At 42.2% G+C, this 23,213-nt stretch carries 21 protein-coding genes; 9 read left to right on the top strand and 12 right to left on the bottom strand.

Annotated elements, in window-relative coordinates:
- The first annotated feature begins 21 nt into the window (after positions 1 to 21).
- Positions 22 to 1,491, top strand: coding sequence for an MFS transporter (locus QSV55_RS00740; RefSeq protein ID WP_289650294.1), 1,470 nt, complete (start codon positions 22 to 24; stop codon positions 1,489 to 1,491).
- A 43-nt stretch (positions 1,492 to 1,534) separates the two neighbouring features.
- On the opposite strand, the gene QSV55_RS00735 is transcribed toward QSV55_RS00740, so the two are convergent.
- The gene (locus QSV55_RS00735; RefSeq protein ID WP_289650293.1) at positions 1,535 to 4,909 is read right to left on the bottom strand and encodes an LPXTG cell wall anchor domain-containing protein; all 3,375 of its coding nucleotides are present in this window, start codon (positions 4,907 to 4,909) and stop codon (positions 1,535 to 1,537) included.
- 763 nt (positions 4,910 to 5,672) lie between these two features.
- On the opposite strand from QSV55_RS00735, the gene QSV55_RS00730 reads away from it, so the two are divergent.
- Positions 5,673 to 6,593 carry a VOC family protein gene (locus QSV55_RS00730; protein ID WP_289651033.1) on the top strand — a complete coding sequence of 307 codons (921 nt, stop codon included), beginning with the start codon at positions 5,673 to 5,675 and terminating at the stop codon, positions 6,591 to 6,593.
- Positions 6,594 to 6,595: 2 nt separating this feature from the next.
- Positions 6,596 to 7,063, top strand: a complete 468-nt coding sequence (locus QSV55_RS00725) for a CHAP domain-containing protein (protein WP_289650292.1) — start codon at positions 6,596 to 6,598, stop codon at positions 7,061 to 7,063.
- A 36-nt stretch (positions 7,064 to 7,099) separates the two neighbouring features.
- Here QSV55_RS00725 and QSV55_RS00720 read toward each other — a convergent pair whose 3' ends face one another.
- Both QSV55_RS00720 and QSV55_RS00715 read right to left on the bottom strand, forming a co-directional pair.
- Positions 7,100 to 7,699, bottom strand: a complete 600-nt coding sequence (locus QSV55_RS00720; RefSeq protein ID WP_289650291.1) for an alpha/beta hydrolase — start codon at positions 7,697 to 7,699, stop codon at positions 7,100 to 7,102.
- Between the two features lie 11 nt (positions 7,700 to 7,710).
- Complete coding sequence (locus QSV55_RS00715) at positions 7,711 to 8,670, bottom strand: ring-cleaving dioxygenase (RefSeq protein ID WP_289650290.1); 960 nt, start codon at positions 8,668 to 8,670, stop codon at positions 7,711 to 7,713.
- A gap of 238 nt (positions 8,671 to 8,908) precedes the next feature.
- Here QSV55_RS00715 and QSV55_RS00710 point away from each other — a divergent pair, with 238 nt between their 5' ends.
- The 3 genes from QSV55_RS00710 (at position 8,909) to QSV55_RS00700 (ending at position 12,164) form a co-directional block, all read left to right on the top strand.
- Positions 8,909 to 10,225, top strand: a complete 1,317-nt coding sequence (locus tag QSV55_RS00710; RefSeq protein WP_289650289.1) for a hypothetical protein — start codon at positions 8,909 to 8,911, stop codon at positions 10,223 to 10,225.
- A 134-nt stretch (positions 10,226 to 10,359) separates the two neighbouring features.
- Positions 10,360 to 10,710, top strand: coding sequence for a DoxX family protein (locus tag QSV55_RS00705; protein ID WP_289651032.1), 351 nt, complete (start codon positions 10,360 to 10,362; stop codon positions 10,708 to 10,710).
- Positions 10,711 to 10,802: 92 nt separating this feature from the next.
- A complete protein-coding gene (locus tag QSV55_RS00700; RefSeq protein WP_289650288.1) occupies positions 10,803 to 12,164 on the top strand; it encodes an MDR family MFS transporter in 1,362 nt (453 codons plus the stop codon).
- 26 nt (positions 12,165 to 12,190) lie between these two features.
- On the opposite strand, the gene QSV55_RS00695 is transcribed toward QSV55_RS00700, so the two are convergent.
- From QSV55_RS00695 to QSV55_RS00675, 5 genes are all read right to left on the bottom strand, one after another.
- Positions 12,191 to 12,757 carry an isochorismatase family protein gene (locus tag QSV55_RS00695; protein WP_289651031.1) on the bottom strand — a complete coding sequence of 189 codons (567 nt, stop codon included), beginning with the start codon at positions 12,755 to 12,757 and terminating at the stop codon, positions 12,191 to 12,193.
- 102 nt (positions 12,758 to 12,859) lie between these two features.
- The gene (locus tag QSV55_RS00690) at positions 12,860 to 13,804 is read right to left on the bottom strand and encodes a LacI family DNA-binding transcriptional regulator (RefSeq protein WP_289650287.1); all 945 of its coding nucleotides are present in this window, start codon (positions 13,802 to 13,804) and stop codon (positions 12,860 to 12,862) included.
- A gap of 145 nt (positions 13,805 to 13,949) precedes the next feature.
- Positions 13,950 to 14,675, bottom strand: coding sequence for a CPBP family intramembrane glutamic endopeptidase (locus QSV55_RS00685; RefSeq protein WP_289650286.1), 726 nt, complete (start codon positions 14,673 to 14,675; stop codon positions 13,950 to 13,952).
- Positions 14,676 to 14,894: 219 nt separating this feature from the next.
- Entirely contained in the window at positions 14,895 to 15,509 is a 615-nt protein-coding gene (locus QSV55_RS00680) for a TetR/AcrR family transcriptional regulator (RefSeq protein WP_289650285.1), read from the bottom strand.
- Positions 15,510 to 15,668: 159 nt separating this feature from the next.
- Positions 15,669 to 16,247 carry a TetR/AcrR family transcriptional regulator gene (locus QSV55_RS00675; protein WP_289650284.1) on the bottom strand — a complete coding sequence of 193 codons (579 nt, stop codon included), beginning with the start codon at positions 16,245 to 16,247 and terminating at the stop codon, positions 15,669 to 15,671.
- Between the two features lie 101 nt (positions 16,248 to 16,348).
- Between QSV55_RS00675 and QSV55_RS00670 the strand changes: the two genes are divergently transcribed.
- Complete coding sequence (locus tag QSV55_RS00670) at positions 16,349 to 17,716, top strand: MDR family MFS transporter (RefSeq protein WP_289650283.1); 1,368 nt, start codon at positions 16,349 to 16,351, stop codon at positions 17,714 to 17,716.
- A 76-nt stretch (positions 17,717 to 17,792) separates the two neighbouring features.
- Here the strand turns inward: QSV55_RS00670 and QSV55_RS00665 are convergent, their stop codons facing one another.
- Genes QSV55_RS00665 through QSV55_RS00655 form a run of 3 tightly spaced genes read right to left on the bottom strand, consistent with a single transcriptional unit; the run spans position 17,793 to position 19,729 of the window.
- Positions 17,793 to 18,749, bottom strand: a complete 957-nt coding sequence (locus QSV55_RS00665) for an amidohydrolase family protein (RefSeq protein ID WP_289650282.1) — start codon at positions 18,747 to 18,749, stop codon at positions 17,793 to 17,795.
- 3 nt (positions 18,750 to 18,752) lie between these two features.
- A complete protein-coding gene (locus QSV55_RS00660) occupies positions 18,753 to 18,929 on the bottom strand; it encodes a hypothetical protein (protein WP_289650281.1) in 177 nt (58 codons plus the stop codon).
- A complete protein-coding gene (locus tag QSV55_RS00655; RefSeq protein ID WP_289650280.1) occupies positions 18,920 to 19,729 on the bottom strand; it encodes an arylamine N-acetyltransferase family protein in 810 nt (269 codons plus the stop codon). The genes QSV55_RS00660 and QSV55_RS00655 overlap by 10 nt, the downstream gene beginning before the upstream one ends.
- 214 nt (positions 19,730 to 19,943) lie before the next feature.
- Here QSV55_RS00655 and QSV55_RS00650 point away from each other — a divergent pair, with 214 nt between their 5' ends.
- Positions 19,944 to 20,795 (top strand): aldo/keto reductase, encoded by an 852-nt coding sequence (locus tag QSV55_RS00650; RefSeq protein ID WP_289650278.1) that lies wholly within the window; start codon positions 19,944 to 19,946, stop codon positions 20,793 to 20,795.
- Between the two features lie 29 nt (positions 20,796 to 20,824).
- Here QSV55_RS00650 and QSV55_RS00645 read toward each other — a convergent pair whose 3' ends face one another.
- Entirely contained in the window at positions 20,825 to 21,649 is an 825-nt protein-coding gene (locus QSV55_RS00645; protein WP_289650277.1) for a LysR family transcriptional regulator, read from the bottom strand.
- A 110-nt stretch (positions 21,650 to 21,759) separates the two neighbouring features.
- On the opposite strand from QSV55_RS00645, the gene QSV55_RS00640 reads away from it, so the two are divergent.
- Positions 21,760 to 23,091 carry an MFS transporter gene (locus tag QSV55_RS00640; protein WP_289650276.1) on the top strand — a complete coding sequence of 444 codons (1,332 nt, stop codon included), beginning with the start codon at positions 21,760 to 21,762 and terminating at the stop codon, positions 23,089 to 23,091.
- Positions 23,092 to 23,213: the final 122 nt, after the last annotated feature.

The raw sequence follows: 23,213 nt of genomic DNA, 5'->3' as shown, positions 1-23,213 counted from the left end.
TTCTACGAAAGGTTGACACAATTGAATTCTATTAAATACAAAACACTCCGCAGCTTCGAAATATTTCTGCTGTCAGTAATTACTGTCTTCGGAATCGGCTCACAATATTTCACGAACATTGCCTATAGCCTGAATCAAGGTCTTATTCAGTCCACTTTTAACCTGGATTCCAAATATCTGATAGTCCCGACCGTGCTGACCAATTTTGCCTTCGCACTCGGTATTCCATTTGGACATCTGTTCACAAAGCGGCTCAGCTTCAAAAAAAGTTTTCTGCTTTTTATTTCTCTTTCTCTTTTCGCTTCCATTCTTTGCTTAATGACCAATAATATCTATCTATTAACTGTGGGTAAATGTCTACAAGGCCTCAGTACAGGTGTCCTATTCTTTACAACATTACCGCATGCTTTTCATGTGTTCCCGAAGCAATATAAAAACGTCTTTCTCTTTATGGTCATTGTCGGCTTATTCGGTGCCAATGCTCTAGGAGGTATATCCGGTAGTTTCTCAATTGAAACACAGGAATGGCGCTGGCTTTATACCATCAATATCGCCTCTGCCATCATCTGCATCCTGATTGCTGTCTTCGCCCTGAAAGATGATCATTATGTCTCAAAAGAACATCATCCCTACGATTTACCAGAAGTCATCACACTAGTGGTTCTAGCCCTGACACTTGCCGTTGCTTGTGCGTTTCTACCTATCTCAGGTGTTTCTTCAATGTGGTTTATTTCATACGCAGCAGTATCTGTCATTTTATTCATTCTGTTTGTTATCTTGAATGCAAGAGCAGAACATCCTATCGTTCACTTCAGCACACTTTATGAACGGAAACCGATGACGGGTGCTGTTATGGCTATTTCATCCCATTTAACGCTCGTCGTTGCATTAGCAGGTATCAATATTTTTCTTCTGCGTATCCTGACGATGTCATCCGAGCACATCATTTATTTCTACCTGTTCTTCCTCTTCGGTGTTATATTATCCGGCTGTATCAAAATGCTGACATATAGTGCAGTCGGGGCAGGTGTACTCGGATTACTCGGTTCCATCGCTACTCTTTATGTCAGTATTCACTGGCGCATTATAGGTGTCGATGTGTCGAATGACCTGTTATATATCCATGCTTTTCTGTTAGGTTTTGGCATCAGTATGGCTTTAGTCAGCGGCGCTATGGCAACATTACTGGATGGACCTATTGAAAAGGCATCTCACCGCTCCAATACGATGCATACTATACGTAACTATATGGGCGCAGTGGCAATTGCCTTTATTGCCTGGTTTATCAGCCATGACTTAAAAGCAAATATGCCGACACACTATCATTCTAAACAAGAAGCATTATTGCTCTTAAGAGAAGCGGCCCTGAATACCGTTCACCATGTCTTCAATATCATGATTATCTTTAATGTCATTCTGTTAATCGCATCCATTATTCAGATTTTTCTCGGTAAAGGTCGCAGAATCGTCCCTAAAAAACAAAAAGCATAAACCAAAAGATCAGCTCAACATTAGTTGAGCTGATCTTTTTAAATTAGTAATTATTTCGTTTTCTCTTAATAAAGAGCAAGGTGAAACCTGCTGTTAATAAAGCGATACTACCCATCAAAGCAATAGATGATTGTTCTTCACCGGTCAACGGAAGTGAATTGCTGCCCGTTTTAGCATTACGATGATTCTCACCAGGAGAATTAGAAGGAGGTAATGCAGCCACCGGAGAATCTGTTGATGGCTCCTCTGTTGTCGGATCTTCTGTTGTTGGTTCCTCTGTCGTCAGATCCTCTGTTGTTGGTACCTCTGTCGTCGGATCTTCTGTTGTCGGTGCCTCTGTTGTTGGTACCTCTGTCGTCGGATCTTCTGTTGTCGGTTCCTCTGTCGTCGGTACTTCCGTCGTTGGTGCCTCTGTTGTTGGTTCCTCTGTTGTTGGTTCCTCTGTCGTCGGTACTTCCGTCGTTGGTGCTTCTGTTGTTGGTGCCTCTGTTGTTGGTGCCTCTGTCGTTGGTGCCTCTGTTGTTGGTGCCTCTGTCGTTGGTTCCTCTGTTGTTGGTGCCTCTGTTGTTGGTGCCTCTGTTGTTGGTGCCTCTGTTGTCGGATCTTCTGTTGTTGGTGCCTCTGTTGTTGGTACCTCTGTCGTCGGATCTTCTGTTGTCGGTTCCTCTGTTGTTGGTACCTCTGTCGTCGGATCTTCTGTTGTCGGTTCCTCTGTCGTCGGTACTTCCGTCGTTGGTGCCTCTGTTGTTGGTACCTCTGTTGTTGGTGCCTCTGTCGTCGGTACTTCCGTCGTTGGTGCTTCTGTTGTTGGTTCCTCTGTTGTTGGTTCCTCTGTCGTTGGTTCCTCTGTCGTTGGTTCCTCTGTCGTTGGTTCCTCTGTTGTTGGTTCCTCTGTTGTTGGTGCTTCTGTTGTTGGTTCCTCTGTCGTCGGATCTTCTGTTGTCGGTTCCTCTGTTGTTGGTGCCTCTGTTGTTGGTTCCTCTGTCGTCGGTTCCTCTGTTGTTGGAATTTCCGTTGTCGGTACCTCTGTTGTCGGTACCTCCGTTTTTGGAATTTCGATTGTTGGCTCTTCTGTTGTTGGTTCCTCTGTTGTCGGTACTTCCGTCGTTGGTGCCTCTGTTGTTGGTTCCTCTGTTGTCGGTTCCTCTGTTGTTGGAATTTCCGTTGTCGGTACCTCTGTTGTCGGTACCTCCGTTTTTGGAATTTCGATTGTTGGCTCTTCTGTTGTTGGTTCCTCTGTTGTCGGTACTTCCGTCGTTGGTGCCTCTGTTGTTGGAATTTCTGTCGATGGAATTTCGATTGTTGGTACCTCTGTTGTCGGTTCCTCCGTCGTTGGTATTTCAGTTGTCGGTTCCTCTGTTGTCGGTTCCTCTGTCGTTGGTGCTTCCGTTGTCGGCTCTTCTGTTGTCGGTTCCTCTGTCGTTGGTGCTTCCGTTGTCGGCTCTTCTGTTGTCGGTACCTCCGTCGTTGGTGCTTCCGTTGTCGGTGCCTCTGTCGTTGGAATTTCTGTCGATGGAATTTCGATTGTTGGTACCTCTGTTGTCGGCTCTTCTGTTGTCGGTACCTCCGTCGTTGGTGCTTCAATTGTCGGTACCTCTGTCGTTGGTGCCTCCGTTGTCGGCTCTTCTGTTGTCGGTACCTCCGTCGTTGGTGCTTCCGTTGTCGGTGCCTCCGTTGTTGGAATTTCTGTCGATGGAATTTCGATTGTTGGTACCTCTGTTGTCGGCTCTTCTGTTGTCGGTGCCTCCGTCGTTGGTACTTCCGTTGTCGGTGCCTCTGTTGTCGGTGCCTCTGTCGTTGGTGCCTCCGTTGTTGGTACTTCCGTTGTCGGTACCTCTGTCGTCGGTGCCTCCGTCGTCGGCTCTTCTGTTGTTGGAACTAAAATAGGACATGTCGGATTATCTGCTGAAGTTACAAAATTACCTGTTAAAGTAGCATCAGCGTAATATTCATTTCCTGCTTTGATTCCTGCCCCTCCATCATTTGCTTTTGCTGTGAACATAAACATAAAATGATGGTCAGCCGGTATATCTCCCAAATTAATCACTAAAGCTGTATCAGTAAATTCATAGCTAACATTACTTGTATTCATTTGAGTTGCAAATGATGTTTGTTCAGTAAATCGAGTAAATAAATCTTCTCTCAGAATACTGAATGATGCTTTATTAGGCGTCCAGTTGTTACCATATGGAACGACGACTTTCGCATTTTGTATGCCATATTGAGTACCAATTGGTATCCTCCAGAATAAATCACCTGTTGTTGTATTTGCCCAGTGTTGAACAGACATATAACCATAATTCGGAGATCCATCACTATTATGTCTAACTTTGTAGAAATAACCGTTATTAGGCATATTAACTAAGTCCGTATCAATTACAGATTTTGCATACCAATTAACACTACAACCATTAGAAAAATTACCGTCTGCAATTGGAGTATAACCATCAGGATTTACTGGATAAGGTGTTTTGGACGGGGCTTCTGTTGTCGGTACCTCTGTTGTCGGTGCTTCCGTTGTCGGCGCTTCCGTTGTCGGCGCTTCCGTTGTCGGTGCTTCCGTTGTTGGCGCTTCCGTTGTCGGCGCTTCCGTTGTCGGCGCTTCCGTTGTTGGCGCTTCCGTTGTCGGTGCTTCCGTTGTTGGCGCTTCTGTTGTCGGTGCTTCCGTTGTCGGCGCTTCCGTTGTTGGCGCTTCCGTTGTCGGTGCTTCCGTTGTTGGCGCTTCTGTTGTCGGTGCTTCCGTTGTTGGTGCTTCTGTTGTCGGTGCTTCACATGGTCCTTGTTTTAAGACTATTTTTGTTAAGCCTTGTGTGACACCTGTATATGTGAGGTTTTCTTCTGATACAACCTTATATCCACTAGGAAGGGTGTAATTAACCGATACTTCAGAGGTTTTCCCAATTTGCTTTGTGTATTGCAGTGGCCCTGTGTTAGCACTCACTGTACCGCTGTATGTCTTATCATATTGACCTGCTGTATCCCAGTTAAAATGAGTGCGCGCAGTGTAAGGTACATCCACGTTTACAGGTTGATCGTTACAATCATATGCATCTACTTGAACTGATGCAGATGCAGCTACGACCACGACACAAGCTGCTGCTGTATCTTTCAGAGGAGTGACATAGTTACCATATTGATCATAGGCACGGTAATGGACACCGGCAGGCTGCGTACTAAACGTGATCGTTTCCGTGGTATTGATTGCGACCCGTTTCTTACCAGCAATGATGCCGCCCTTATCATACCACTCAACTTCTACATAATCTGTAGCATTGAAACCTGAGGATGAGACGGTGAAACTTTTACAGCCCGTACCAAATGAACCTGTCAATGTGCCCGCTGCTAAAGCGGTGTAATTGTGAGTCAGCATCATCAAGACAAAAAAGAGGGCAAATAATGATTTAGCTAATTTTTTCATAATATCACTTTACTTTCTTATAAATTTCCAATGAATAAGAGTTTTTACACCACTATTTAAAAACAGTTAACATATAATTATTTTTTTAATTGTTTAAAAAAATATTCAAATCATTATATTGTCTAATATTTAAATAGTAAATAATTAATTTTTAAATTTTCTTTTAAAAATTATAATTAAATTTTTAAAAATTATTATTTTAATAGATATAAATTAAATACTGCATAATAAAAAAATCTCTTATTCTATTTTAGAAATAAGAGACTTTTATTTTTTAAAGGTTAAAAATAATGATGATTTAATAAGCAAATATCAGGCTACGCTTGCATTGAGCGAATAGTTTTGTCAGATTTAGATCTATAATGACTTAATATTATATATTCAAAAAATAAAATCTTTAGATGTTAATTACTATTATTATTAATTGAAAAAGCGGTATTATTCTTACCAGGAATAAAAATAGTTTTATTTTTATTAAGCAGCTTAGAAGTTAAGAATTTCTTAACACTAAATGGATAAAATACGTTATTTTTTAACATTTCTTTTTTCACTATTTATGGTGATTCATACTTATTTTCTACAATATCGCTTCCGTCATATCTTATTTTTTAACAGAAGATATCAACAAACATAATCCATTTTGAAGTTGATCGATTCCCACTCTTCATATCATCTTGCAGCACCTCATTTGAATCTTATAGCCGGACCCCCTATACTGAAGACAATTATAGAAGTACATCATTTGCATGAGGAGGATAAAATGATGAAAATCAATGGTCATCATCATATTTCAATGTATACAAAAGACATTAAAGCAAATCAACATTTCTATACCCATATTCTCGGCCTCCGTCTAGTGGAAATTTCAGTCAATCAGGATAATCCGAGCATGTATCATTTCTTTTATGGCGATGAAGAAGGAATGCCCGGCACCTTACTCAGCTTCTTTGATATCCCGAACCTGGCGCCCACTCAGAAAGGGACCAACAGTATCTACCGTCTCTCACTGCTTGTTCCTGACGGTGCGGCACTTGACTATTTCGAGACAAGACTTGCATCATTTAACGTGACATCTGAACGTCTTGAATATGCTGGACAGCCTGCGCTTTCGTTCCTTGATCCAGATAATCTTGAAATCATCCTCATCCAGAACGATGATTATACCTATCCCGCGTTCTGGAAGAAGAACAGCTACAGCAATATCCCGGCTGAATATCAGATTCTCGGTATGGGGCCCGTCGAACTGCGTGTCAAAAAAACGGAGCCAACCCGCCAGTTCCTGACTGATATTCTTCAGTATGAAGAGCGTGCGCCTCTTCACTTCACACAAGATAAGAGCGGCCTCTACAGCGATCTGATAGTTGTGGAGGAGGATGGATCTTCTGTCAGACCCGGCCGCGGTTATATCCATCATATCGCTGTTGATGTGCCGGACGATTCAGATCTTGAAGCACTCATCCGCTATCTGGATGAACTGCCGGGTAGTCACTCCGATATCATCGACCGTTATTTCTTTAAGTCCGTTTATTACCGTCATAATACCATTATGTATGAATTCGCGACATCCGGTCCCGGCTTTATGATCGACACACCGAAAGATGAACTCGGCAAGAAACTCAATCTTCCTGACTTTCTGGAGCCTGAACGTGATGAAATCGAAAAACGTCTTCCACCTTTAACATAGAGATGAAAAAGCCTGTCATCTTCATTATCATCATTGTACTAGGCATCAGCGGTTATCTGACGCGTGATACATGGACTGCCTATCAGGAAGAACTGAAAATCAGATGGATGCCGGACCCGATGGCCTTTAATACATATGATAGAGGCCAATGCACATTCTATGTCTTTGAGAAGGTCAAAGCGGATGGCAAGATGATTGAACGCACGTGGCATGACGCCAAGTACTGGAAGGAAGGTGCCGAAGAAGATGGCTACACCGTCAATCAGACACCTGTTGAAGGCGCACTTCTTCAGTCTTCACGCGGCGAACAAGGACACGTCGCCTATGTCGAGCATGTCTATCAGAACGGTAAAATCAGAGTATCAGAAATGAATTACATCAAGCCCTATCATGTCTCTGAGCGTATCCTGACACAAGAGGATATCAAGCGCTATCAGTTTATTCATCCAAAGGACAACCCGAAATCCTAAAAAAAAGACGGACTGAAAAATTTCAGTCCGTCTTTTTTAGAGGTTCTCATACCATTGAACAGCAGCCGCCAGTTCTTCTTGTGTCAATGAATGACCCTTATTGTGCCAGAAAATCTCAACTGTGGCTCCCGCCTCTGTCAGCAGTGCCTCCAGTTCATTAATTTCAGCATCGCTGGCATATGGATCACCGTGTCCAGCACCAATAAAGATATGCTTGCCGCTTAAATCGGGCAGTTCAATACCGCGTAACGGGACCATCGGATGAAAGAGAATAGCGTGATCAAATGTATCGGCTGAATGGAATAAGGAGCTGACTGCAATATTCGCACCGTTTGAATAACCGACGGCGATGACCTCTCCTTCCAGTGACTGTTTCTGAACCATCGCTGTTACGAAGGCGTTCAGTTCATGTGTCCGTGCCACCAGATCTTCTTCATCAAACTGACCAACAGCCAGCCGTCTGAAGAAACGCGGCATGCCGTTCTCCAGCACATTTCCTTTCACGCTGATAACAGGCGCTGCAGCGTCCAGCATCGTGGCAAGCGGTAACATATCGTATTCGTCACCGCCTGTACCGTGGAGCATGACCAGCACTTTTGATTGCTGGTTGCCTTCATTTTTCAGTACGTACTGCATCTTCATTCCCCCTATTTGCTTCTGACGGTATCAATGTGTCTGACTTGCTGTTCGATTTCATCACGTCTTGACTCAAGAAACGGCGGCAATGACAGTTTTTCACCTAATGTCTCATAAGGCTCATCGCCCATAAAGCCGGGACCATCCGTCGCAATCTCAAATAGCAACGGCATCGCAAGACGTGCATAGAGCGACTTGAAGAAGAAGCGGTCGACCAGACCTGAATTCGGCAGATGATAGCTGTTGATTCTCTCAATCCATTCTGAAAGATGGGCTTCATCTGTTACACGGAAAGCGATGTGATGGATACTGCCTGCGCCTTGCTGGCCTTGGACACCTGATTCATCATCTACAATAATAACGGCAGCCCCGTTGCCCCCTTCACCTGTTTCGAACCAGTGCATATTGCCTTCACTTGCAGTCTCCTTGAATAAGTAGACGGTCTCAAATGCTTCTTTGAATGCAGTGAACTGACTGATGTTAATAACGACAGGGCCTAAGCCGTAGATCGCAAATTCAGTCGGAACCGGACCGTTCTGCCACGGTGTACCCGCAGCGACACCATTATCATTCTCATCCGAAATCAGCTGATAGAGCTGACCATCGAAGTCTTCGAACGGCAGAACTTTGCGGCCGAACAGCTCTGATACCCCGTCATGCTGAACCCCACAAGACTCGAAGCGGTCCAGGAAGTAGTCGATGGCTGCATCACTTGGCACACGGAAGGAGGCGCGGTGCAGCTCATTGTTACCATGACGACCTTGCGGAGCGCCATTGAAATCAAAGAAGGTCATATCTGTGCCGGCACTACCGACATCATCTGCGAAAAATAAGTGATAGGCTTGAATGTCATCCTGATTGACTGTCTTTTTAACGAGACGCATCCCAAGAATATCATTGAAGAACTGATAAATTTTTTCGGCGCTGCTGGTAATGGCAGTGACATGGTGAATACCTGTTAATTGTTTCATTATTACATCTCCTTAAATATAATTTTTATATTTGATATATTTATTATACCAAATATATATGGGCAAGCGAATATTATGCTCACGCATTAAGGATGTTCTTAATATTTCTTCCTTCATTCATTCTTATAACTGTCATCACTCTGGCTTGTCTGGAAAAAGTAGTCCCCGCGCTCGAAATGTTTCCCAGAAATTATAAACGGTTATAACTAATTGATAACATATACAGGGAGGCTACATAGTGAGTATTATAATCAAGGATTTAAAACAACTGGAAGAAGCTTTGCAGCAGCATAAACAGGATCTTGTTATTGCACAGTCTATTATCATTCCTCATCCTATCTGTTTACCTAAAGGAACATCGCTCAGAGGGATAGACGGTGAAATGCCTCTTCTTGCATTTAGTAATGGTGACGGTATTTCTTTAGCAGGTGACAATCTCATTGAAAATCTGTCTATCCAGACAGCTGTCCATCAACGTGCCATCTATATAGATTCCACTGAAGAGGACTTAGGTACTATCACCTTAAATAATCTGATTGTGACCGGGCAAGTCCAGATTCTGACGCGTGCGCCTCATAAATACTTAACACTTAATATTGACGGTCTGGATATCGTTGCAGCCGATACACGTCGTGCGTCTGAGCGTCCACTTAAATATGGCGTTACTGTTCACCAGGGTGCGCTGACCATCTATAATTACAGCGATGATAAGGAATCAGTATTGAAAGCTAATGTAAAGCATGTTTCATTAGGCCGTCCGTATGCGCCTGTCATCGGATCAGGTGTCTTTATCGGTAGTTTCAACGAGAGCAGCAGCAAAGTAGAAGTTGAATTTCTGCAGACAGATGCCATCTATTCCAATGGTATGATTCCATTCGGCCAACCGACTTTGATCACGGGCGGTATTTTTCTGTTGACAGGTGCACATGCCAAAGAAATTGAGACAACTGGCCCGGTTATCACATATGGGGTGAATGATATGGTACTCGATGTATGGGGCGAAGTCGATAAATGGGTATGTCATGACATTATTCGTTCATATGGAACATCAGGCATTGGTTTCGTCAATTTTGGTATAGTCCACAATTTCGAAGCGAAATCACCGATTGAGACATATGGCTCAGGTGCGCGTGGTTTCAACCAATATGATGGCACTATTGACCATGCTGTCTTTGAAGCAGTCTCCACCTATGGAGATGGTTCAATCGGCATGCAGTTCTCTAAACCAGTCGGTACAATCAAAGTCAACAAAGACATTGAGACTCACGGCGCTACTGGTGAATCATTAGTTAAAGGGGAAATTCAATCATTGGATGCAACTGCCTTCTCTGTTAAGGCAGGGGGCGCAATCAAACACTTCCAAGTGGGCGGCAATATCAAGACGAATGGAAAAGAGATCTTAGCGTTCTCTGTTGAAGAAGATGGTGAGATTAGTGACTTCACTATAGGGGGCAATATCATTACAGCAGAAGAAACTTCACAGGCCGTTGATCTGTCAGATGATGCTAAACTGCCAGAAGAGGTCAAATCTACTATTAAGGATTGTATTCATTAGGCCAGCTTCGACAGCCTAGTATGCCAACTGGTACGCAGCTTCATCGGGTCCTAGAAAATCAGACTAATGACCGATGTCTATAAAAAATATATCTAGTATAATAATTATATCAAATAAAAGAAATGGGGCATTCAATTATGCAAAAACATATCGTCAACGCTTATGTCGCTAAAGACATTATTAAAAGCAGTCTACCTAAAATAAAAAATGATGACCAGATGGCTCAACAGTTCGAACAAGGATTTGGGTTATCACGTAACATGATGAAAGTAGCAGGTTACTTTGAATTAATCGGTTCTATCTTCTTACTGCTCTCCATCTTCAATAAAAAATTCGCCCGTATCGGTGCAGTTATGATCAATATCATTATGGCAGGCGCTATCTTCAGTCATTTAAAAGCAGGTCATGGTGTTAAATCTACACAAAGTGCCGGCAAATATTTCGGACTGAACTTAGTCACATTACTGGATTCATTCAGAAAATAAGATAATCCAAAAAAGAGGTTGAGATATCACCTCTTTTTTCATTTCGTTCGCATTTATATGTTTCAAAAATAAGATTATTGAGAGGTTCAAATATGTCTGCATCCTTGACTCATACACAAAGAAATTCAGCAGTACTTGTCATGATGATCGGTGCATTTGTCGCCGTATTGAATCAGACCCTGCTCACTACCGCATTACCTGCTATCATGAAGTCCTTTAATATCGAAATGACGACAGCGCAGTGGCTGACCACTATCTTTATGTTGATCAACGGTATTATGATTCCTGTCTCAGCTTATCTGACTTCTAAATTCACGACAAAACGTCTTTTTAATATTGCATTAGTTCTACTGATGGCCGGCTCATTCCTCTGTTATCTTTCCCCTAACTTCTATGTGATGTTGCTCGGAAGAAGTATCCAGGCTTTCGGTGCAGGCATTCTTATGCCTCTGATGCAGGTCGTCCTTCTTATGTCTTTCCCGAAAGAGCAGCGAGGGCTTGCCATGGGGATTTTCGGCTTAGTGATTGGTTTTGCACCCGCTGTGGGCCCTACTACTTCCGGATGGATTGTTAATCATTATTCATGGCATATTCTATACTTAGTCGTCTTTTTTGTTATTCTGGCAGATTTTCTTCTCGGTCTCGTGCTGGTGAAAAACCTGACAACGTTATCTGATCCGTCACTGGATATCTATTCTGTCATCACTTCGACAATCGGTTTCGGTGGTATCCTCTTCGGATTCAGTGAAGCAGGTCGTATAGGGTTCATGCATCTATCCGTCATCCTTGTCTTGATCATCTCTTTCATTGCCCTGTACCTGTTTATCACACGTCAATTTAATTTAGCTTCGCCGATGCTTGAGTTCAGAATTTTTAAAGACAGACTCTTCACCCAATCCAGCCTGTTGATTGTGCTGATGTTTACGATATTCATCGGCAGCATGACGATGTTTCCGATTTACATTCAGCAGATGAGACATTATTCGATTATGACTTCCGGACTGATTCTGCTGCCTGGCGGATTAATGATGGGCATTATGGCACCTTTGACCGGCCGCCTTTACGATAGAGTGGGCGGGAAGATTCTCGCGCTCATAGGAATGAGTCTTATTCTGACTGGCAGTATACTCATCTCATTATTAGGGGATGAGGCTTCACCGCTTCGGATTACGCTCTCTCTTGTCGTTCTGATGACAGGGAACGGCTTCATCATGACCCCGATGACTACGCATGCTATGAATACGTTAAGTCTTCAGATGCTTCCACATGGCAGTGCGATGAATAGTACGATGCGTCAGATCTGTGCAGCTATAGGTACTGCCATCTTGGTCAGTATTATGGGAGCGAAAGGTCATCCCACACCTATCCAGGGATTCCAGTTCACTTATCAGCTGATTGCAATCCTGGCATTTATCGGATTGATAATGGCGGCTACGCTGCCTAAAAGCAAATAAAAGCGCCGCTATAAGCGGCGCTTTTATTATTGATTGAATCTCTCTTCAGCCATCATGTCTTCAAATGAGACAATCTGTCCCATCAGCGGCAATGTATGTGTCAGTGAGAATGCATGTAATTCAGCAGCAGGGGCCGACATCATATCTTCCACGAAATACTGATCGTAACCCAGCTGATAGGCATCTCTGGCCGTCGTATCTACACCGACATGTGTAGAAATACCGCCAAGTACAATATTTTTGATACCTCGTCTTCTCAGCTGCAGGTCAAGGTCGGTACCGAAGAAGGCACTGAATCCTCGTTTATTAACAATATAATCCTTCTCCTCTACAGCCAGTTCATCTGCAAAGTCAGAAAAATCAGCTTGCGGCTTACCCGGTAATTGCTTCATGGCATTAGGCTTCAGAGCATCTTGACCATCATGGAAGTTGACGCGGACATAAGCGACAAATCCCCCGTTCTGCTTAAAACGTGCAGCCAGTTCTTTCGCATTCTGCACCACTGTAGCTGTTGAATGAGGCGCCGTATCCATTGCAAGAATGCCTTTTTGCAGATCGATCAATACCAGTGCTGTATCCTTATAATTCATGATAACTCTCCTTTGTTCTCATTTCTTAATCTTTAGATTTTGATGCGTCTTTAATATAAGTAAGCGTGCTATTTATTTCAACTATATTGCCTTTTTAATCCCTATTTATGTTGAACTTCTTTCAATAAGTGTAAAAGGAATTTCGTTTGAAAGTCTGGCTGGTTCAAGAATCATCCGGATTGCCTCAGCCCCCATTTCTTCCAGCGGCAGATCAATACTCGTCAAGTCATGAACCTGAGCAAGTTCACCATTCTCATAGGAAACTAAGGCCAGCTCCTCAGGTACTTTAATCCCCATTCTCAGCAGTTCCGCATACAATCCTGCACTGACTTCATCATTGGTCACAATCAGCGCATCAGGAACTATAGAACCGCCTAATATAGTTTCTGCTAATTTGACGCCTGCTCGTGCAGACAAGCCGCCGGTATAGATGTATTCATCGGCACGATAGCAGTCAGGAATCGTCTCGTAGGCCTTAAGGCGCTCAGTTGCACTGAAACCATGCTTGCGGTGCAACGTATAGCCGATCTGTTTGTAGCCTTTCTCAATAAGATGATTCAATGCTTCCTGCAGGGCACGTTGCTGGTCAATATAGACATAGCGTGTGATATCATTTTTCTCCATCAATATAATAGGACCCTCATTCAGATAATCTGCAATACGTGAGAGAGACAGCTGACGCGTTGTAAAGATCACCCCATCTACTGAGCGGTGTCTCAGCATTTCAAGAGCCTTCATTTCCTCTTCTTCATTATAAGATGTCTCTATCACTACAATATGGTGATGAGACTGAGATGCTTCTTTTATGGCACCTGCCAGCAGCTTCGCATAATAAGGGTTGGCGATATAAGGAATGACACAGGCGATTGTCCGGCTTCGCCCACGTGACAGATTAACCGCCAGCTGACTCGGGATGTAATGCAGAGTCTCCATCGATTTCAGCACACGCTCACGTTTGTCATTTGATACGTATGGATAATCATTCAATACGCGAGAGACTGTACTTACTGAGACCCCGGCATGATGCGCAATATCACGAATATTGACCATAAAGAAAATTCCCCCTTGCTTTGAAACTCGTTTCATCATTTACACTGAAATAAGAAAGAGGTGATTCAATTGACTGGTTTAATCTCCATCTTATTACTCTGTATTATTGAACTAGGATTCGTTGCTATGGTACCAGAAGTGGATTCTAAGTATGAGTCGGCTGACCTGCCTGCCAACGCCTCATCTTATAGAGGAGCAGACAGATAATGATGATTTCCAGGATGATCGTCACAATAAAGAATAACGGTGCGAATGATACGGCACTTAGTCCATCAGTCAAGAAAATATAGTCCCATACAAAATGGAAGATAACCGGCAGATAGAGGTTCCGCGTATATAAATAGACTGCTCCCAGAAATAATCCCATCATAAAGGTAGAAAGTAACTGACTTGTGACCTCAGCCGGTGCGAGACCACCCAGTAAATTCAATAAATGTAAAGCAGAGAATAACAGAGCAGACAACAACAGCGCATAGAGCGGCTTAATATGTCTCGCCATACCGCCAAGAATAATTCCTCTGAACAGCCCTTCCTCAGCAATACTGACGAGCAAGGCATCAATCAGCGGAATCAAGAAGAGCGTGCTCCAGCTGAAATCAGCAACAGCCGCGATCACTGCCAACATAGCCAAAGGAAGAAGTGGCAGCAACCCATAGAGATATGTAGTGCGGTCCGCCTTCTGCATTTTAAGGGAGGTACGATATCTTAGACCATATATCACTACCATAACAGCCAGTAATAATGTAAACGGCAGAAATGTCTGACCGAAATGAGGTGAATCATAAGGTGTTCTTAAGAACTGTCTGCAGATGAAAAGACCCGCCCCCATCACTAAAAAATAAATAACTAAAAATAAATAATGCTTTCTCATTCGTCTCCACCTTTCGTGTTTGTAAACTAGACTATTACTATCTTAGACATTTATTACTTTTATTTCAAAAATTATTATCATTTGAATAGCGCCTTCGCTGCGAAAGTCAACGAATTTCCGAACATAAATAAAAGCCTTCTGTATCATTTTTTACAGAAGGCTATCTGATTCATCTTTTTACAGTTGCTATTGCTGTTCACATTGCACCCTTCATTGGTTTTACAATGTATCTTTCATGTATTGATGCATCAACTTCAACGGCCCGTTATAGGCAAGTGTATAGGCGTACGTCGCTATTTCTTTTTTGGTTTCCTTCATTCCATTCTTTACCCATTCCTTGATGATACCGGTCTGAGCATTGACGATAAAGGCAAAATAATAGTCAATTGGCACAATACCCAGCTGATGCGGCAATTGTATCTGACTTTCAATATTTTTCTTGATGATTCTTGAAAATTGCTGCGGTAATCCGATATCTTGATGAATCAGCAGAATTTCAAAATAATCACGATTCTCTTCAATAGTTGTCAAAATTAATTCAATAAATTGAATCGAATATTTTTCAGGATTTTCGATCAGATTCTCAATTTTTCTTTCCTTCAGTTTTTCCTCCAGTTTTTCAAGCACTTCATTTTCCAGTCTATCTCTCAAATCGAATTTATCTAAGTAATGCAGATAGAATGTTCCACGATTAATATCGGCCTTCTCCGTAATCTGATTTACTGTTATATCTTTGAAATGCTTCTCTTTCATCAACTCAAAGTAGGCATTTTTAATACTTTCTTTCGTTTTTCTGATCCGCCGGTCTTCCATCTCGTCCTCTTCTTTCTTCATTCACAAACATTTCTCAAGATATATTTATGAATGCTCTTATCATTGCTTACGATATTCACTTTAAAGGACATTATAATATACAACAGAACCATTAATCAACGTGATGTCCATAAAAATAAATAATAGCCCGCCCTGCTTCATCAAACCTGACTCGTATCTTTATATCATCAGCCGTTCTATGAAGATAAAGTGGATGCGGTCAGCAAACTGTTCAGGTGTCACCTTTTTTTCAACACAATAATAATCAAATACATCTCTAGAAAAAGAGTTCAGCATGATGTCTGTATGAAATTCAGCATTACTGACTATCTCCAGATTTTCAATACATGCTTGGATGTCCGCCTTCAGGCGATCGTAAAAATGCAGATTCATCATGACAGAACTTCTCTTCCCCGTTCTCTTCATTTCTTCCAGCTTCTGCTTATTGTCATTTATCAGCCTGACAAATGTATATAAGATATACTTTATTTTATCTTCATCCGTCTTATTAGAGTGCTTGATCTCGTCAATTACGTTGAACATCGTCTCTATTTTATGGTCCATAAGATTCTGACAGATTTCAGCTTTATTACTGAAATGCCTATACAAGGTTCCTTGTCCTATTTTGCATTCAACAGCGATTTGTTTCATAGTGACTTCACTGACCGAATACGTTTGAAATAATGAATCTGCTACTTCTAGAATAAGTTTTCTGTTCATGATAGCATCATGACGCTTTTTTTTGTCGCTATTTTCCATAGTATCTCCTAAACAACACATTTGACTTTTTCAGTTACTATTTATAGTATAAATGAGAATACTGTCCGTTTGCAAGATGGAGAAATAGAGGAGATTATCAAATGACTCATGAATTATCAAGTAAACAAAGAAATATAGTCGTATTTATTATGATGATAGGGGCTTTTATTGCTGTTCTCAACCAGACACTGCTGACTACTGCGCTGCCTGCCATCATGAAATCATTTAGACTGGATATCAATACTGCACAGTGGCTGACTACTATCTTCATGCTGATAAACGGGGTCATGATTCCTGTCTCAGCCTATCTGACATCGAAATATTCTACAAGACGTCTCTTTAACACCGCGCTCATCCTATTGATGATCGGCTCGTTCTTGTGCTTTATAGCCCCTAATTTTTACGTCATGCTGATAGGTCGAAGCATACAGGCTTTAGGCGCAGGTATTTTGATGCCCTTGATGCAAGTCGTATTATTGGTTTCCTTCCCTAAAGAAAAACGGGGCCTGGCCATGGGGATATTCGGACTGATTATCGGTTTTGCGCCTGCGGTAGGACCGACCATTTCAGGGTGGATCGTCAATCATTATTCATGGCATATTCTCTTCCTGGTCGTTTTATTCATTATTCTAATCGATTTTATTCTCGGTATTTGGTTAGTCAAGAACTTGACTCTCTTATCTGATCCGACGCTGGATCTCTATTCCGTTATTACTTCCACCCTCAGCTTTGGTGGTATTCTGTTAGGCTTCAGCTTGGCCGGACGGTTAGGTTTCAATCATCCGACCGTCATTCTTATCCTGGTAGCCGCATTTATCAGTCTCTACTTGTTCATACAACGGCAGCTTAAATCAGAGGTGCCTATGCTTGAACTGAAAGTTTTCGAAGATCGACAGTTCACCCAGTCCAGTCTGCTGATTGTTGTCATGTTCATCATCTTTATCGGAAGTATGACGTTATTGCCTATCTATATTCAGAATATAAGAGGTTATTCCGCTTTATCTTCCGGGCTGATTCTTTTACCTGGGGGTCTGATGATGGGGCTGATGGCTCCTATCACTGGCAGATGGTATGACAAAGTAGGCGGAAAACCACTGGCGGTGATCGGCATGGGGCTGATTGTTCTCGGCAGTGCTTTTATTTCGTTGCTGAGTGCTGAATCTTCTCAACTGACTATCACTCTTGCGATAGTGGTCTTAATGGTAGGGAATGGGTTCATTATGACGCCTATGACCACTCATGCGATGAACAATTTGAGCTTGCCGATGCTACCTCATGGCAGCGCAATGAATAACACACTGCGCCAAGTGTGTGCTGCAGTAGGTACAGCCATTCTCGTCAGCATTATGGGTGCAGGTGGACATAGTTCTGCTATTGCTGGATTTCATTTCACTTATCAAGTGGTGACAGGTCTCGCATTAATCGGACTATTAATGGCGCTTACTCTGCCTAAAAATCAAAGAAATTAAGATTTCATCAGGCATAATTCCATAAAAAGAAAGACGGTGAACGATCGTTCACCGTCTTTCTTTATGAATATTGCAATCAATGCACTTGATATAATGTCAGAGCGTTATGCTGCAGGATTCCATCTATACCCTTTGCATCTAAGCCGCTTTCTTTAATATACGTCACAGCGCGTGTATATTTATCATCCTGAAAGTACGGGAAGTCACTACCTAACATGAACTTCTCCACACCAAATGTGCTGACCGAATTAATAAGGGAAGGCTGATGAAAGTTCGCTGTATCGAACCAGAACTGACGCTTCAACGTTTCTAAAGGACTTTCATTGAATGCATCCCAATCTGTATAGTTGTCCTCTATCCGTTGCATCAGGAATGGCAGGGCGCCGCCTAGATGTGACAGATGAAATTTAATGTTCGGGTATTTGCTCGGAATATCAGCTTTTAACAACTGTAAAGCCGCCAACATCGATTCAATCGGTGCCCCGACTACCCATTCAAGTTCAAAGTCATTGATCATCGGGCTATTAGCACCACAACCTGTCGGATGGATATAGATGACTGCCTGAGCTTTATTCATCGCCTCAAAAAAAGGCTCAAACCTTCTATCACCAATCGAAATCTCATTCTTGATCAGAGTCGGTACTGCAATACCAATGAATTCTTGTCGTTTAAGTAACGCTTCCGCCTGGCTGATGGCCAGATCAACATAGGGCAGAGAGACTGCCCCATATGCTAAAAACCGGTCCGGATACTGGTTGACAAGAGAAGCATATAGTTCATTGATCATAGCCGCACTCTCTTCAGCCTCTTCTTGTGTTCCCCACTGTGGTGACTGAGGGGTTGCTGAAATGACCTGCAGACTTACCTCCGCTTCATCCATCATTTTGAAACGTGCATCCAGATCTTCTGCTGACACGCCTGCTTTAATTCCTTTCGCCACTTCCGTTCCAGGGGACCCCAGTGCTTCAAGCTTCTCCAAATATTCCTGACTCCATAAATGTGCATGCGTATCAATATATTTCATAGTCTGCATCTCCTATTCTAAAGTGTGTAGTAAAGGCACTGTTGAAATGAATGATAAGATAAGGGTCAAGAGAATGATCTGCCCTTTTGTAAAGCCATTTCCGTTTTTATACAGAATATAATTGGCACCATACATCATGCCGCTGAAGACCACTAAATTGATGCCGAACATCATGAAAACTATTCCCATTTATTAATAGCCACATCCATACCGAAATAATCGTTGAGAAACTGACGATAGTTGTCTTTCGTTACGGCCTGGACTTCCTTCTTACCCTGCTTGGTGATGGTTAAGTTACGATCAGACATTGTGACACGACCATCAGACAACGGCAAGGTAATGATCAGTTTTTTGACGAAGATAGAATCAGGATTATGCTGATTGTAATACAGATTGTCATCAAAGTATGAAAGATCTCGCGGCTCAAACTCCGCACGATAAAGTGTCTGGAATTCGCCTTCCTTCAACTTCTGGACAACAAATCCATTATCACGTTCAACAGCCCGGTACTGGCCATTGACATCATGGATGACCACCGCTTCATCTTCAGACATGATAGGCAACGCCTGAAGCGGTAAATCACCAAAGCCGACATCTGCCACGTAAAGCCGGTCCAGCTGAACAAGCAGTGACATATGACTGCCCTCGCGGCTCCATCCATCAGGCGTGTGGATAGTGGCGGAGACATTGTAAGCATCATAGCCTTTGTACAGCAGATAATGCTTGAAGAAAGTATTCATCTCATAACAATAGCCGCCACGTCTACACTCAACAATCTTGTGAAATAGACTCTCCAACTTTACGTCGATTGGTACTTTATTCTGGACGCTTATATTTTCAAATGGCACCGTTGACGCATAATGAGCAATCAGCTGATTAAGCTGACTCAAATCAGCCTGTTCATCAGAGCGGCTGATATTCAGATAGTGATCGATTGCTTTTATTTGTGCTGGAGTGAAAGTCTGTGATTCAAATAGAGTTTCAGTCATAATATCCTCATCTCTTTATTTTATATAGTAGATTAATTATCTCATGGCTATATTATAAATGAGAATAGTGTCCGCTTTCAAATACTAGACCTTATATCGCATCCGTGGCTTTCTCGGCATTATAACCCATCAGCATAGTTGTATTGAAAATAGGTATTATCTTTATCCTCTAGCCATGGTTATAATCAGGATATAATATCAAGGAGGGCGTCCTATGTTAATGATGCAATTAAATGATGGTACACATATCCCTGCAGTAGGATTTGGTGTTTTTTTGATTCCGAATGATGGCGAGACTTATGAAGCGGTACTGAATGCTTTAAAGGCAGGCTATCGTCATATCGATACGGCTGCTGCTTATATGAACGAGTCTGATGTGGGAAAAGCAGTGAGAGATAGCGGTATTCCGCGTGAAGAAATTTTTATTACGAGTAAACTCTGGATCCAGGATTATGGCTATGAAGCTGCGACGAAAGCTATTCAGACCTCACTGCACAACTTAAATATGGATTATATTGATCTCTATTTACTCCATCAGCCTTACAGTGATGTACTCGGGGCATGGAAAGCGTTAGAAGAAGCAAAAGCAGATGGATTCATTAAATCCATCGGTATCAGCAATATGACACCGAAGTTCTATAATGAGTTCGTTCCTCAGTTCGCTACGAAACCGTCTGTCAACCAAGTGGAATTCAACCCTTATTTCCAGCAGCAAGCGTTACGCGAGACGATGAAAGCTGATGGTGTAAAAATTGCAGCATGGGCACCTCTTGGTCAAGGTAATGAAGCACTGTTCAAGGAAGAAGTACTCGTTCAGCTCGCCGAAAAATATCATAAAAATGTGGGACAAGTGATTTTGCGTTTTGAAATTCAAGAGGGTATTATCCCGTTACCAAAATCAGTGACACCGAGCCGGATTGAAGGCAATATCGATATTTTTGACTTTGAATTAAGTGAAGCGGAAATGGATGCCATCCGTACTTTAGACAAAGGTAAAGGTAATCATGACCCAGAAGCGCCAGGTGTCGGAGACTATCTACTAGAAAACTATAAGATTCATGAATGAGCGAAGCCAGCCTGCTAGCAGGCTGGCTTTTATTTTAAGTGCTGAATGATCTCTCTATTATTTCGGAGCACATTGATGTAAAATGTTACTTCAGTAAAAGGTGCGTCAATCGGAATATGTTTACGGTAGAAAGAAGACACACCGTATTCCACTGTAATATTAGTCGTAAATACCGGTAAATCAGAAGCTTCTGCCAGTTGAACAAACGTTTCATCATTGTCCTGATGAATAAAGGTTGTCTCCTTCAATTGTTTGATGAAACGGTCCCATATGCCGAGACGTGTTCTCAATAACATTGTTAACCCTTTGAAGTCTTCCAGCTGTACCACGTTTCGCGATGCCAGTGGATGATGAACAGGTAACGATAAATTCAAGACTTCTTTAAAATAAGGTTCTGCATATACCCTTTCATCTTCTACCGGAAAATCAGTCACCACAAAATCATAACTGTGATTAAACAGCCCTTCTTTTAAAGCCGCATCTTCTTCCTGCGACAGTTGAAACTGCTGTTCAAAACGTGTCTTTCCAATCCTGTTCTCAAGTTCAAACGCAACACCCGGTGCACAGATCCCTCCTATAAAAATCATCTTTCTTAAATGATGCTGCGTGATTTTTTCTTGAAAAGTATCGACATGCAGCAGCAGTTTACGCCCTTCTTCAACGACATACTCTCCTGTTTCAGTCAGCGTCAGCTTATTTTTCTGGCGTTCGAATAACGGGATATTCAATTCCTCTTCAAGCTTCTGCATACTTCTTGTTAAAGCAGGCTGTGAAATCAATAGCACCTCAGCTGCTTTTGATAAAGTGCCTTGTTCCTTAAAGACAATCAACTGCTCAAGATGTGTGAGATTCATAACACCCTCCCCCGCTATAATCTTTAGTTATAGCACTCTGTTTTAATGATATTGTACTCTCTTTTGGTTATACCGTAAATTAAGACTACCAATAAACCAAGGAGGATATGATGAACAAGCAAAAATTCGGCATTGCGCTGCCCATTATATTATTCAGCTATTTTCTTATACTCATGGATAATTCCATTATTTTCACGAGTACTCTCAAAATTGCACAAGATCTGCACATGGATGCAGTCACATTATCCTGGATATCAAATGCATATACGATTACGTTCGGTGGTTTCTTGTTATTAGCGGGGCGTTTAGGAGATTTAATCGGTCGAAAGAAAATATTTCTATTAGGATTAGGGCTGTTTGGTCTATCAAGTTTAGCCATCGGTTTATCTCAGAGCAGTGTACAAATCATTATCTTCAGAGCGGTTCAAGGGATCGGTTCTGCTATTATCGCTCCGACCTCTCTAGCGATATTAATGGATCAATATACAGGAAAAATGCGCAGTAAAGCCATCAGTTACTACGGTGCTACAGCAGGCATCGGCTCAAGTGTCGGCCTGTTGCTCGGCGGTTACCTGACAAGTACTTTCAGCTGGAGAACCGGCTTTCTAATCAACGTTCCATTCACCATACTTCTGATGTTATTCACAATAAAAGTCATTCAGCAGACCAACGTCAAACGATTACGTATCGATTACTTAGGCGCGTTATTATCGGTTGCCCTCAGTATTCTATTTGTCTACGGCATCACTGAGCACCATATTATGATGATTGTGGCCAGCTTGATTCTGCTTCTTATCTTTATCGTCTATCAAAGTCAAATTAATGATGCATTAATGCCGTTGTCACTCTTTTACAATAAAATTCGCAGCGGTGCCTATATTGCACGTTTTACGTTTATGATGGGCATGTTATCATACTGGTTTATCGTTCCTCAAGTGATGCAGCAGATTTATCATTTCACACCTTTGCAGGCAGGTATCGGTTTTCTTCCATTAACAATCGTTAATTTTATTGCGGCACTTTACTTACCGAAATTAATGGAACGCATTGATAATGGCCGCATTATGATGCTTGGACAGATGATTTTACTTATCGGTTTATTGGTTTCAGCATTGCTTGACCCGACACACGGATACTGGCTGGCTATCGGTCTGCCGATGATATTTGTCGGTCTCGGACAAGGATGGTTACTTGCCCCACTGACCAGCGCAGGGGTTCATGACGTTGATCAATCTATGGCCGGTGCCGCAAGCGGTGTCACCAACACAATGCATCAGCTCGGCGGTCCGGTCGGATTATCTATTATTGTCGCCTTCACATCGTCTCTCACACCCATCACTGTCTATTATCACGCGGTTATGGGGTTTATCGTCGCATTTATGGTCATCGGCTTGATTGCCATTGTATGGACACAAAGACATTATGATACAGACAAGCAATAAATAATGATATAAAAGGGAAATAGATAATGACTAAAAAAGTATTAATCATCGTGCAACTGGTTTATTAGAAAGCACATTAAGAAAGCATTTAATTGAGCATACCGACTGTTCATTGACCTTAT

Source organism: Macrococcus bovicus (genome assembly GCF_030376725.1).
GTDB classification, from domain to species: Bacteria; Bacillota; Bacilli; order Staphylococcales; family Staphylococcaceae; genus Macrococcus; species Macrococcus bovicus.
The sequence above is the reverse complement of the archived record's forward strand: the minus strand, read 5'-3'. Positions and strand labels throughout refer to the sequence as shown.

What these genes read in the sequence shown, in the direction of transcription:
- QSV55_RS00735 (WP_289650293.1), bottom strand. Translation starts at nt 4,909, where the DNA reads ATGAAAAAATTAGCTAAATCATTATTTGCCCTCTTTTTTGTCTTGATG.
- QSV55_RS00730 (WP_289651033.1), top strand. Translation starts at nt 5,673, where the DNA reads ATGAAAATCAATGGTCATCATCATATTTCAATGTATACAAAAGACATT.
- QSV55_RS00725 (WP_289650292.1), top strand. Translation starts at nt 6,596, where the DNA reads ATGAAAAAGCCTGTCATCTTCATTATCATCATTGTACTAGGCATCAGC.
- QSV55_RS00720 (WP_289650291.1), bottom strand. Translation starts at nt 7,699, where the DNA reads ATGCAGTACGTACTGAAAAATGAAGGCAACCAGCAATCAAAAGTGCTG.
- QSV55_RS00715 (WP_289650290.1), bottom strand. Translation starts at nt 8,670, where the DNA reads ATGAAACAATTAACAGGTATTCACCATGTCACTGCCATTACCAGCAGC.
- QSV55_RS00700 (WP_289650288.1), top strand. Translation starts at nt 10,803, where the DNA reads ATGTCTGCATCCTTGACTCATACACAAAGAAATTCAGCAGTACTTGTC.
- QSV55_RS00690 (WP_289650287.1), bottom strand. Translation starts at nt 13,804, where the DNA reads ATGGTCAATATTCGTGATATTGCGCATCATGCCGGGGTCTCAGTAAGT.
- QSV55_RS00685 (WP_289650286.1), bottom strand. Translation starts at nt 14,675, where the DNA reads ATGAGAAAGCATTATTTATTTTTAGTTATTTATTTTTTAGTGATGGGG.
- QSV55_RS00680 (WP_289650285.1), bottom strand. Translation starts at nt 15,509, where the DNA reads ATGAAGAAAGAAGAGGACGAGATGGAAGACCGGCGGATCAGAAAAACG.
- QSV55_RS00675 (WP_289650284.1), bottom strand. Translation starts at nt 16,247, where the DNA reads ATGGAAAATAGCGACAAAAAAAAGCGTCATGATGCTATCATGAACAGA.
- QSV55_RS00670 (WP_289650283.1), top strand. Translation starts at nt 16,349, where the DNA reads ATGACTCATGAATTATCAAGTAAACAAAGAAATATAGTCGTATTTATT.
- QSV55_RS00665 (WP_289650282.1), bottom strand. Translation starts at nt 18,749, where the DNA reads ATGCAGACTATGAAATATATTGATACGCATGCACATTTATGGAGTCAG.
- QSV55_RS00660 (WP_289650281.1), bottom strand. Translation starts at nt 18,929, where the DNA reads ATGGGAATAGTTTTCATGATGTTCGGCATCAATTTAGTGGTCTTCAGC.
- QSV55_RS00655 (WP_289650280.1), bottom strand. Translation starts at nt 19,729, where the DNA reads ATGACTGAAACTCTATTTGAATCACAGACTTTCACTCCAGCACAAATA.
- QSV55_RS00650 (WP_289650278.1), top strand. Translation starts at nt 19,944, where the DNA reads ATGTTAATGATGCAATTAAATGATGGTACACATATCCCTGCAGTAGGA.
- QSV55_RS00645 (WP_289650277.1), bottom strand. Translation starts at nt 21,649, where the DNA reads ATGAATCTCACACATCTTGAGCAGTTGATTGTCTTTAAGGAACAAGGC.
- QSV55_RS00640 (WP_289650276.1), top strand. Translation starts at nt 21,760, where the DNA reads ATGAACAAGCAAAAATTCGGCATTGCGCTGCCCATTATATTATTCAGC.